Annotated in this window: 9 protein-coding genes; 7 read left to right on the forward strand and 2 right to left on the reverse strand. The window is 37.5% G+C overall.

All coding sequences use genetic code 11. The features are described 5' to 3' along the window. Positions 1–4: 4 nt before the first annotated feature. Positions 5–508 (reverse strand): peptidyl-prolyl cis-trans isomerase, encoded by a 504-nt coding sequence (locus tag RE409_RS08075; protein ID WP_201181581.1) that lies wholly within the window; start codon positions 506–508, stop codon positions 5–7. A 247-nt stretch (positions 509–755) separates the two neighbouring features. Here RE409_RS08075 and RE409_RS08080 point away from each other — a divergent pair, with 247 nt between their 5' ends. Then, positions 756–1037 (forward strand): Fpa/YlaN family protein, encoded by a 282-nt coding sequence (locus RE409_RS08080; protein WP_201181580.1) that lies wholly within the window; start codon positions 756–758, stop codon positions 1035–1037. Between the two features lie 702 nt (positions 1038–1739). After that, positions 1740–5177, forward strand: coding sequence for a pyruvate carboxylase (gene pyc, locus RE409_RS08085; protein ID WP_201181579.1), 3438 nt, complete (start codon positions 1740–1742; stop codon positions 5175–5177). 181 nt (positions 5178–5358) lie between these two features. On the opposite strand, the gene RE409_RS08090 is transcribed toward pyc, so the two are convergent. Further along, positions 5359–6345, reverse strand: a complete 987-nt coding sequence (locus RE409_RS08090) for a COX15/CtaA family protein (protein ID WP_309559249.1) — start codon at positions 6343–6345, stop codon at positions 5359–5361. Between the two features lie 621 nt (positions 6346–6966). Here RE409_RS08090 and cyoE point away from each other — a divergent pair. From cyoE to ctaF, 5 genes are all read left to right on the forward strand, one after another. Continuing rightward, positions 6967–7905, forward strand: coding sequence for a heme o synthase (cyoE, locus tag RE409_RS08095; protein WP_057213479.1), 939 nt, complete (start codon positions 6967–6969; stop codon positions 7903–7905). A 267-nt stretch (positions 7906–8172) separates the two neighbouring features. Next, on the forward strand, positions 8173–9255 hold the full coding sequence (coxB, locus tag RE409_RS08100) for a cytochrome c oxidase subunit II (protein WP_053345202.1): 1083 nt from the start codon (positions 8173–8175) through the stop codon (positions 9253–9255). A gap of 24 nt (positions 9256–9279) precedes the next feature. Continuing rightward, positions 9280–11151, forward strand: coding sequence for a cytochrome c oxidase subunit I (gene ctaD / locus RE409_RS08105; RefSeq protein WP_309558803.1), 1872 nt, complete (start codon positions 9280–9282; stop codon positions 11149–11151). After that, positions 11151–11780, forward strand: a complete 630-nt coding sequence (locus tag RE409_RS08110) for a cytochrome (ubi)quinol oxidase subunit III (protein ID WP_098175429.1) — start codon at positions 11151–11153, stop codon at positions 11778–11780. Before ctaD ends, RE409_RS08110 begins: the two co-directional genes overlap by 1 nt. A gap of 3 nt (positions 11781–11783) precedes the next feature. Beyond that, a complete protein-coding gene (gene ctaF / locus RE409_RS08115) occupies positions 11784–12119 on the forward strand; it encodes a cytochrome c oxidase subunit IVB (protein WP_053345205.1) in 336 nt (111 codons plus the stop codon). Positions 12120–12139: the final 20 nt, after the last annotated feature.

The raw sequence follows: 12139 nt of genomic DNA on the forward strand, positions 1-12139 counted from the left end.
ACTTTTATTTAACAGTGAAAGATCGTACATTCTTAATTGGGTTATTGATATTAGAGGCATCTCCAAAATAAATTTCCATAGGTCCGCCCTCGGTTACTTTAATTGGCTTTCCATCCTTGGAAAAGCCAAGGAAAAATTCAAGCGCTACTTCGAATGGAAATGTAAGCTCTTTTTCATCAGTTGTAACAATAACTTCTGTTACACCGGTTTCAGGTTCGGCGTTTTTCAAAAAAGGTTCAAAAGGAATGCCAAAAGTCCCCTCCATCAATCTTTGCTTCTCAAACTTTCGTTCCGTTTTTAATGTAGGAGGCATGGTAGCGCCCTCTTGAATTTCCTTTTGCCAATGTTTGGACGCTGCAATTGTATACTCTTCTAATTCATTGACTTGAACTCTCTCAGCATTGAAGTATGTATCGATTTCAATTTTACGGTCATCAAAAATCCACACTCCAGGATCTAGAGTAATTGGATATTTCACTTTTCCATTAATAAACACGATGGGTTCCAAATATCTCATTCCTTTCTGTTGCTAACATTCTTATATAAGTATAATCAATTATATAAGAAATGTCACATTATCTAGGATAGTGATTATATCTACTGCCGGGTTTATGAGTATAGAGGCTGATTGTGTTATTTTAGTGTTTGGATTATTCAATTTGTTTGTCAATGTCCTTGCTTTTTCATACAACAAAAGGTAGAATTTAATGATAAGATAAGTTAAGATATAATCGCTCTGAGCGGGGGGATTTAACATGGCATCTGATATGCTTGTCAATCATCGAGAAAAAGCTTATGCTTTATTAAAAGCAGATGCTGACAAGATTCTAAAACTGATAAAAGTTCAAATGGAGAATCTCACTATGCCTCAATGTCCTTTATACGAAGAGGTACTTGATACACAAATGTTCGGTCTATCACGAGAAATTGATTTCGCCGTACGTTTAGGCTTAGTAGAGGATAAAGAGGGCAAGTCCCTTTTGGAAACTCTTGAAAAGCAATTGTCAGTTTTGCATGAAGCATCATTAAAAAAATAATATACAAAACATACTAACTCAAACAAATCTCGATGATTGTTTGAGTTTTTTATTTATATACAATACTAGGTAATAGCGTTATACTATAATTCAATAGTGTTATACTAATTAGTGCGATTGAAGCTCAAAATGAGCTTTTTTTATTGGGTATGGAATGTTAATAGAAATATTTTCGGGAAAATCTATCACCACATATTCGAATTAGCATTTTAGTTAATGAACTCTTTTTTCATAAATAGAAAAATGGAGTAAACTTGTGCAGATTGTAAGATGATCTTCAATCAGTATTGAATCTTTAGTTCTAGAACTATAGATATTGAGGGGTCAAAAGACGGAAAATCCCTGTGCTTTTATACGAATATACATAATTTTTTATTTTTTTATTGTATTCAGTTTATTTTAGTATTATGGTTATATTAATTGTTGAAAAAATACAAAGTTAACATATTGATAGTATATTATAATAATTTCAATGTATTTTAACTAATTGGCAAAGTTTCTATTTTTGTGTATTTATTTTTCAGAAACGTATAAATGCATAGCTGAAAAATATATCGAAATATAATTATGTTGAGGAACGACGATTTTAATAGGACTGTCTCCATTGTTGGAGAAATAAACGTGTGAATAAAAAGTTGTGAAGTTTATCACGCTTTTTTTCTATATATTCAATAAAAATACATATTGATTAGGGTGGTAGCAATGGTGAAACGTATAGAAAAAGTACTTGCGGCAAATCGTGGAGAAATAGCGATTCGGATTTTTCGGGCGTGTACGGAATTAGATATTAGTACAGTTGCAATCTATTCAAAAGAAGATTATGGATCTTACCATCGATATAAGGCGGATGAAGCATACCTAGTTGGGGAAGGCAAAAAGCCGATTGATGCATACCTGGATATTGAAGGTATTATTGCAATTGCTAAGATGAGCGGAGTCGATGCGATTCATCCTGGTTATGGTTTCCTTTCAGAAAACATTGATTTTGCTAAACGTTGTGAAGAAGAAGGCATTATCTTCATTGGACCAGAATCAAGGCACCTAGATATGTTTGGAGACAAAGTAAAAGCAAGAACACAAGCAGAACTAGCTGATATTCCGGTCATCCCGGGTAGCGAAGGTCCTGTAACAAGTGTGGTAGAAGTGAAAGAATTTGGTGAACAATACGGTTTTCCAATTATTATAAAAGCGTCTCTAGGCGGCGGCGGGCGCGGAATGCGAATCGTTGAGAAAGTTGAAGATGTTGAAGAGGCTTATGATCGAGCAAAATCTGAAGCCAAAGCAGCCTTTGGTAATGATGAAGTCTATGTAGAGAGATTTATTCAAAATCCAAAACATATTGAAGTTCAAATTTTGGCTGATACTCACGGGAATATCGTGCATTTATACGAACGTGACTGTTCTGTTCAGAGACGTCATCAAAAAGTTGTAGAAGTGGCACCTTCTGTTTCGCTTTCTGAGGACTTACGTGAAAGAATTTGTGAGGCAGCAGTCAAATTGTCAAAAAATATTGACTATGTCAACGCGGGTACTGTCGAATTCCTTGTAGCAAATGGTGAATTTTACTTTATTGAAGTCAATCCAAGGGTACAGGTTGAGCATACCATTACTGAAATGATTACAGGTATCGATATTGTTCAATCACAAATCATGATTGCTGAAGGACATGAACTTCATGGCAAAAAGATTGGGATTCCTGAACAAGCTGGTATTAAAACACATGGTTTTGCAATACAGTCACGGGTAACAACTGAGGATCCATTGAATAATTTTATGCCGGATACTGGAAAAATGATGGTGTATCGTTCTGGTGGAGGTTTTGGTGTTCGTTTGGACGCTGGTAATGGGTTCCAAGGGGCTGTTATCACACCATATTATGATTCACTTCTCGTTAAACTTTCGACACATGCGCTTTCATTTGAACAGGCTGCATCAAAAATGGTTCGTAACCTTAAGGAATTCAGGATTCGTGGAATTAAAACGAATATTCCATTCCTTGAAAATGTTGTAAAACATGAGAATTTCATTAGTGGTGAATACGATACTTCCTTTATTGATTCAACACCGGAACTATTTACCTTCCCAGTCAGAAAAGACCGTGGAACAAAAATGCTTTCATATATCGGTAATGTTACGGTAAATGGATTCCCAGGAGTGGAAAAAAAGAAAAAACCTGTTTTCGATTTAGCGCCAATTCCAAATGTTGCCGGACTGCCGCTTATCTCGGGTACGAAGAATATTCTGGAACAACAAGGTGCAGAGGGGCTTGTTAATTGGATTAAAGATCAGAAAGAGGTATTGATTACTGATACGACTTTCCGTGATGCACATCAATCTTTATTGGCAACCAGAATTAGGTCGAAAGATATTCTTGATATCGCTGAGCCTACGGCGAAACTTCTTCCTAATTTGTTTTCTATGGAAATGTGGGGCGGGGCAACTTTCGATGTAGCTTATCGGTTCTTGAAAGAAGATCCATGGGACCGTCTATTAAGCTTTAGAAAAAAAGCACCGAATGTGCTTTTACAAATGCTATTAAGGGCTTCAAATGCAGTGGGTTATAAAAATTACCCTGACAATGTCATTCGCGAATTCGTTGAGAAATCAGCGGATGCAGGAATTGATGTTTTCCGGATCTTCGACAGTTTAAACTGGGTAAAAGGTATGGAAGTGGCGATAGATGCAGTCCGTCAATCGGGTAAAATTGCTGAAGCGGCCATTTGTTATACTGGGGATTTAAATGATCCGTCACGTAGCAAATATAATATCGAGTACTATAAAAATATGGCGTTGGAGTTAGAACATGCCGGTGCTCATATTTTAGCTATTAAGGATATGGCTGGACTTCTGAAACCGGATGCTGCTTACCGTCTGGTATCAGAATTGAAAGAAACAACTTCCCTTCCAATCCATCTGCATTCTCATGATACGAGCGGAAATGGAATTTACATGTATTCAAAAGCGATTGAAGCTGGCGTGGATATTGTTGATACGGCGATTGGATCTCTAGCAGGATTGACTTCACAACCAAGTGTACAAACGCTTCAATATGCATTAGAAGGCTCAAGCAGACAGCCTAAATTGGAAGTTGATTCACTAGAGCGGTTAGGCGAATACTGGGGAGAAGTCAGGAAATTTTATCATGACTTCGAAAGTGGAATGAACGCACCTCATACTGAAGTATACAAACATGAAATGCCTGGTGGTCAATACAGTAATCTGCAGCAGCAGGCTAAAGCGGTAGGGCTAGGAGAACGCTGGCATGAAGTTAAAGAAATGTATCAGCGCGTTAATGCAATGTTCGGAGATATCGTTAAAGTAACGCCTTCTTCTAAAGTTGTAGGAGACATGGCCTTATTTATGGTGCAAAATAACCTATCTGAAGAAGATGTCCTTACAAAAGGCCAAACCATTGATTTCCCTGATTCCGTAATAGAGTTATTCGAAGGCTATTTGGGTCAACCGGTTGGGGGATTCCCAAAAGAGCTTCAGGAAGTTATCTTAAAAGGAAAAAAACCTATTACTGTAAGACCGGGTGAATTGTTGGAAGACGTAGATTTTGGCGCTTTAAAAGAAGAATTGTTCAAGGAATTGGGACGTGCTGTCACAGATTTCGATGTACTTGCATATGCCCTATATCCAAAAGTATTCTTAGATTACAATAAAACTATTGAATTGTTCGGCGATGTTTCAAACCTTGATACGGCCACTTTCTTATATGGCATGAGATTAGGGGAAGAAATCGAAGTTGAAATTGAAAAGGGTAAAACGCTTATCGTTAAATTAGTATCAATCGGTCAACCATTGGCTGATGGAACTCGTGTTGTGTATTTTGAATTGAATGGTCAATCTCGTGAAGTAATCATTAAGGATGAAAACATTAAATCTTCTGTTCAATCCAAAGTGAAAGCAGACTCAAAAAATAAAGAGCAAATCGGTGCAACAATGCCTGGTACGGTAATTCGTGTTGTCGTCGAAAAAGGGGATCAAGTTAAGCAGGGTGATCACCTAATAATTACGGAAGCCATGAAAATGGAAACAACCGTGCAGGCGCCATTCTCTGGGACTATTAAAGACATTTATGTTAAAGATGGTGAAGCGATTAGTACTGGTGATTTATTGATTGAAATAACTAAGTAATACCACTGACTAAGGACATTGTTATCGAAGTTGGGCATATTAGTACCCTTGAGATTTCAAGCTGCTGTATGCCCTCCTTTGGGTTAAGTTGGTTACATCGAATTTGTCTTTCTTATACAAAAAAGCCATCATTATGAGGAATGATGGCTTTTTTTGAATCTATTAATTGAACAATCAGACATTAACGAGCGGGTATGGTTGGTGTTATTTCTTGTTCATCCTGTCCGTTGACGGTATGTGTTGCACTCCCTTTTTTAACGGCTAATGCATTTTTTTTGCTTCTAGAAGTCAGCAGCATTAAATAGCTCATTACGCCAAAAAAGCAAGCTATGAATAAGGCATGTGCCAATGCAATATATAAATTCTGTCGTGAAAAAATAATAAAGGCTCCAGCGGTAACTTGTAAAAAAACGAGAATGAATGCAGCAATCCAACCGCCATATATTACTTTTTGATGTTTGTAGTATTTATGGGCAATAAATGACACGTAAGATACCCAAATGAATAATGCCCCAGCAATGGCTCTGTGACCCATCTGAACCCATTCATATAGGTTGGAAGGGAATGCAAGGCTGTCATTTACACATAAAGGCCAATCCTTACAGATTAAACTAGATTCTGTATGTCTCACAAGTGCACCCGTATATACGACTATTAGGGTGAAAATTAGTATGCCAATAATATGAAATCTCATCCGCTTATCAACTATAAGTTTTTCAGCTTCGAACTTCTTGTCTACTTCAAAAATCAAAAGTGTTAATAAAAAGACAGAAGCAAAGGAGATTAGTGATATACCAAAATGGAGAGCCAGAACGAAATCAGATTGTGACCAAAGAACCGCTGCTGCTCCAATAAGCCCTTGAAGAACTAGAAAACTAAAAGAAATAACAGATAAAAAGCGTGCTTCACGAATATGCCCTATTTTTCTCCAAGACATATAAGATAAAACTAAAACCATGAATCCTCCAGCACCTGAAACAAGTCGATGGGAAAACTCAATAACTAATTCAAGCGTAATTTTGTCAGGGATCAATTGACCATTACATAATGGCCAGGACCTGCCACATCCCATGCCGGAATCCGTCTTAGTGACTAAAGCTCCACCAAGTAAGATGAAAAGCATTACAATCGTAGTTAAAACAGCAAACCATTTAAGAGACGATTTCACTAGAAGTCCCACCTTTTTCTCTGGAGCCAAATTAGTTAGTTCCATAAATTTCATACTTAAATAATAGCATAAGATATTGCATAAATATTTGTCGAACTTTCTTGATATTACACAAAATAGAATGATTTTACAAGTTCAGTTAATATTATACCTATTAAATAAAACGCCTGAAATAGTTGAAAGTTACAAGAGACTTTGATAGAAATAAAGGGAGTGTAAATCTTTAAGTAGGAGCAAAATAGAGATATAGCCTAGGGGATGATGATAATAACTGACTATATATGTTATTAATAAAAGACATGAAACACCAGCAAACACAGTAAAATTCATGCGACACAAATTGGTCAAAAATTATCCAAAAAAATTTCACAAAAGCTTCCAAAAATGTGTTTTAATATATTGAAGAAATGATTTTACTAAATTTTACTGTTATTAAGCATGATATAAAGAATAAAAGCTCTAGAAGGATTCCATTGACAACGGTCATTGGTAAATAGTTTACTTTTTGTTTACGCTTCTTTGGTTACAAATATCGAAAAGTATGAAATAATGTTCTATAGTATCGTAAGTAACTTTTTTTACATTTGCGTCTTTGGTGAATGATTTAAAGGAGGAAAACAAATGTCAGAAACAAGGGGTATGTCAGAAGCTGTCATGAAGGACAGTAAAGCCGCCCTTCAATCGGATATACCGGAAACAACAGTTTGGAAGGATTTTCTCTCACTTATTAAAGTGGGGATTGTCAATTCAAATATAATTACAGCTTTTACCGGAGTATGGTTAGCCCTTCATTTTTCAGGGCTTAGCTTTTTAAGTAATCTTGATGTAGTGTTTTATACGCTTGCAGGCTCGGCGCTCATTATGGCTGGATCTTGCAGTTTTAATAATTACTATGATCGTGATATCGATCATTTAATGGAAAGAACGAAAAATCGGCCAACAGTAACTGGAAAAGTACAGCCTTCAAAGGTATTGGTGTTAAGCTTTGGCTTGATTGCTGCTGGACTAATTTTACTCGCTTTGACTAATATGACAACTGCCATAATCGGTGCATTTGGCGTATTTGCCTATGTTGTCTTATATACTATGGTTTTTAAGCGGAGATTTGTCTCAAATACAATTATAGGCAGCATTTCCGGTGCCGTTCCTCCACTTATTGGCTGGGCTGCCGTTGATCCTGGTCTTGATACTATGGCGTGGGTTTTGTTCGCTATTATGTTTTTGTGGCAGCCTCCTCATTTTTATGCGCTTGCAATGAGACGTGTCGAAGAATACCGTGCAGCGGGAGTGCCAATGCTTCCAGTTGTAAAAGGGTTCAAGGCCGCAAAAAGATCGATTATGTTATGGATTATTGTATTAATGTTTATTCCTTTCTTTTTAACACCTTTAGGTACTCCGTTAGTTGTTCTGGCTGCTCTATTGAGCACAGGTTGGCTTATTTTAGGAATAAAAGGGTATAGAAAGAAAGATGATGTTAAATGGGCAACATCCATGTTTGTATATTCTTTAAACTATATGACCATTTTATTTGTAGCGATGGTTATTGTCACACTCATTTAGTATTAGTTAAATAATGTATATTGCAGCCTGTTCTTTGACAGGCTGCAGCTTACTTATCAATAATTGTCCACTAACCGCCAACCATACATATAAACTGAGAACGCATCAAGAGAGTACTTCATAAGAGCGGTTACATGAGCCATTTTAATAATTCCTTAGATTAGGGATTCTTTCTTTTTTTAGAAATTGACATAGAGAGAATATTCGCAATTGCGCCCATTTTTATTTTTGTGAGAAAATTTTGACGAAAGAGGGGTTTCTGAAGCTATGAAAAAAAGGCTGCACAAATGGCGCCTAATTGCTTTGCTGGGTATTGTAGGACTTGTCCTTTCGGGCTGCGGCGAACCATTCCTATCCGCGCTGAAGCCAGCTGGCAATGTTGCGCAATCTCAGTATGATTTACTGATATTGAGTACGTTAATCATGGTACTGGTTATTATTGTTGTGGTTATTTTGTTCGTTGTAGTGTTACTGCGCTTCCGCCGAAAGGAAGGCGACGAAACAATACCGAAACAAATTGAAGGAAGTCATAAACTTGAAATTATCTGGACTGTTATTCCTATCCTTCTTTTAATTGTTCTGGCTGTTCCAACTGTCGTCACAACTTTTGACTTAGCTGACACAAAAGCAATGGATAAGAAAGATAAGGATGGAAAGACGAAGGACGCACTTGTGGTAAATGTTAGGGCGAACCTTTATTGGTGGGAGTTTGAATATCCAGACCTTGGTGTTGTTACAAGTCAGGATTTGGTCGTACCAACTGACCAAAAAGTGTATTTCAATTTAACTGCCTCAGATGTTAAGCATTCATTCTGGGTACCGGCTGCCGGAGGAAAGATGGATACAAATACAGATGGAGTTAATCAGTTTTTCTTAGAATTCGATAGTAAAAAGGCAGAAGATTCGAACAATTTATTTTACGGGAAATGTGCTGAGCTTTGCGGACCTTCCCATGCTTTGATGGATTTTAAGGTGGTAACAAAATCTAAATCCGACTTTGAAGCATGGACTAAGGATATGAAGTCTGCAAAAGAACCCACTGTTACTGGTGATTTAGCAAAACAGGGTGAAGACGTCTTTAACCAAAGCTGTATCGGTTGTCATGCGGTTACGCCTAATGACAGTAGACCTGAGGCTGCCCGTCAAGCTCCGAATCTGGCTACATTTGGTGAACGTGAGAAAGTAGCTGGAGTTTTGGATCATACTGAACAAAATGTGAAAAATTGGATCAAGGATCCTGAGAAGTATAAACCGGGTAACACGATGACCGGTACTTACGGTGAACTTTCAGATTCACAAATTAATGCACTAGCAGCTTATCTTTTACAGCTGAAGGTGGAAGGAAAATAGAACATTGATTAAGGAGGTTAAATCGTGAGTACGTACGCTAATAAAAAAGGATTTGGCGCTACGATTTGGGATTATCTGACAACGGTAGACCATAAGAAAATCGCCATCTTATATCTTATTTCTGGCGGATTGTTCTTTGTGATCGGCGGTTTGGAAGCGATGTTTATTCGTATCCAGCTTGCAATCCCAAATAATGACTTTGTAAGTGCCGGATTTTATAATGAAATTTTGACCATGCACGGCACGACGATGATATTCCTGGCAGCCATGCCATTAGTATTCGCTGTAATGAATGCAGTTGTGCCATTACAAATAGGGGCTCGTGATGTTGCGTTCCCATTTTTAAACTCATTAGGTTTTTGGTTATTTTTCTTTGGAGGTATATTCTTAAATCTTTCATGGTTTCTAGGAGGAGCACCTGATGCAGGCTGGACATCGTATGCATCACTTTCTCTGCACTCTGAAGGCCATGGTATTGATTTTTACGTCCTAGGATTACAGATATCCGGACTGGGAACATTAATTGCAGGGATCAACTTCCTTGTAACCATTATAAATATGCGTTCGCCTGGTATGACCTACATGCGTATGCCGCTGTTCACATGGTCAACGTTTGTTGTTTCTGCATTAATATTATTTGCTTTTCCTCCACTTACTGTAGGATTAGTGTTAATGATGTTTGACCGGATGTTTGGCTCGAATTTCTTTGATGTAGCAGCTGGAGGTAATACGATTATTTGGGAGCATTTATTCTGGATATTCGGTCACCCAGAAGTATATATTCTGATTCTTCCGGCGTTTGGTATTTTTTCTGAAATTTTTGCGACATTCTCTAGAAAAAGATTATTTGGTTATTCATCGATGGTATTTGCAACCGTTTTAATCGGTTTCTTAGGTTTCATGGTTTGGGCCCATCATATGTTTACCACTGGTTTAGGTCCTATCGCAAATGCAATCTTTGCGGTGGCTACCATGGCTATCGCTGTACCAACAGGTATTAAGATATTCAACTGGATTTTTACGATGTGGGGAGGAAGCGTCAAGTTCACGGTTCCAATGCTTTATGCAGTTGCCTTTATTCCTACATTTACAATGGGTGGCGTAACAGGTATCATGCTCGCATCCGCACCTGCTGATTATCAATACCATGATAGTTATTTCGTTGTTGCACATTTCCACTATGTAATTGTCGGTGGGGTTGTATTAGGTTTATTGGCTGGAATCAATTTCTATTGGCCGAAGATGTTTGGAACTATGTTAAATGAAAAATTGGGGCAGATCACATTTTGGACGTTCTTAATTGGTTTCCATCTAACATTCTTTATTCAACATTTCTTAGGGCTAATGGGGATGCCTCGTCGCGTATTTACATTCTTGGACAATCAAGGTCTCAATACAGGTAATATGATTAGTACCGTTGGAGCCTTCTTAATGGCATTTGGTGTCTTGGTAATGGTCATCAATATAATCATTACATCTGTGAAAAATGAAAAAGTAGGCAATGATCCATGGGGAGATGGTCGTACGCTTGAATGGGCTATTCCATCACCACCGCCATTTTATAACTTCAAACAACTTCCGCTTGTGCGTGGTTTAGATCCTTACTGGGTTGAAAAAATGGAAGGAAAAACGGAAATGACTCCTGCAGAACCACTTGGGGATATCCATATGCCAAATTCATCTATTCTTCCTCTAACGATTGCTTTCGGTTTATTTGTAGCCGCATTCGGTGCTTTATATAATATGGATGATAAGACATGGACCCTACCTATAATCATTGTTGGACTTTTGATTACATTTGGTTCAATGTTAATCCGTTCCGTTAAAGACGATCATGGATACCATATTCATAAAGAAGACCTTATGGACGATAAAGATAAGGGAGGTAAGGCATAATGCAAGCAGATGAAAGATTCACGGATGCTACTTGGCCTGCTTCTCCCGAGAAAGCGACTTTAGAAGGTAAAAATAAGTATTTGGGATTCTGGTTGTTTCTTGGTGGAGAGACGGTATTATTCGCCTCACTATTTGCAACTTACCTTGCTTTAAAGGATAAAGTTCCAAATGGTGATGCAGCCCTAGCAAAAGATTTATTCGAATTACCACTTACTTTTGTTGCGACTATGCTGTTATTGACTAGTTCATTAACTAGTGTGTATGCAATGTATCATATGAAAAATAATCACTTTAAACAAATGCAGGCTTGGCTTGTGATTACGGTTGCACTTGGTTTTGCTTTCCTAGGTCTTGAGATTTATGAATTTAATCACTATGTTCATGAATATCATCATACTTTTACGAGTAGTGCGTTCGGCTCCGCTTTCTATACGTTAGTCGGCTTTCACGGAGGACACGTTGCTTTCGGTTTGATGTGGATTATTTCGCTGATGGTTCGTAATGCAAGAAGGGGCTTGAATTTATATAATGCGCCTAAATTTTATGTTGCGAGTCTATATTGGCATTTCATTGACGTAGTCTGGGTGTTTATCTTTACAGTCGTATACTTAATGGGAATGGTGGGATAACTGATGGCGAATGAACAATCAAATTCAGCGAACCCGAATGTCGATTTAAAATATCGCCGTAAGAAAAATGCTGAAGAGATGAAACATCAAGTGATATCATTTACACTTATGATTTTCTTTACATTAATTGCTTTTGCTGCAGTTGGAATTGAAGGATTTTCACATTGGTTCATTAAACCAGTCATTTTGCTACTGGCAGCCGTACAAGTGGTTTTCCAATTGTATTATTTTATGCATATGAAGCACAAAGGGCATGGTACTATTGCATTGTTTTTATTCTCTGGCCTTGCAGTCGGCTTAATAACTGTCCTTGTTTTCACAACGATTGTTTGGTTATAAACCATAAAGAAAATCGGCTA

The sequence above is a fragment of the Peribacillus sp. R9-11 genome (genome assembly GCF_031345095.1).
Lineage (GTDB): Bacteria > Bacillota > Bacilli > Bacillales > DSM-1321 > Peribacillus > Peribacillus butanolivorans.

Coding starts and splice junctions, on each gene's coding strand:
- RE409_RS08080 (WP_201181580.1), top strand. CDS start 756: ATGGCATCTGATATGCTTGTCAATCATCGAGAAAAAGCTTATGCTTTA.
- coxB (WP_053345202.1), top strand. CDS start 8,173: ATGAAAAAAAGGCTGCACAAATGGCGCCTAATTGCTTTGCTGGGTATT.
- ctaF (WP_053345205.1), top strand. CDS start 11,784: ATGGCGAATGAACAATCAAATTCAGCGAACCCGAATGTCGATTTAAAA.
- pyc (WP_201181579.1), top strand. CDS start 1,740: ATGGTGAAACGTATAGAAAAAGTACTTGCGGCAAATCGTGGAGAAATA.
- RE409_RS08110 (WP_098175429.1), top strand. CDS start 11,151: ATGCAAGCAGATGAAAGATTCACGGATGCTACTTGGCCTGCTTCTCCC.
- cyoE (WP_057213479.1), top strand. CDS start 6,967: ATGTCAGAAACAAGGGGTATGTCAGAAGCTGTCATGAAGGACAGTAAA.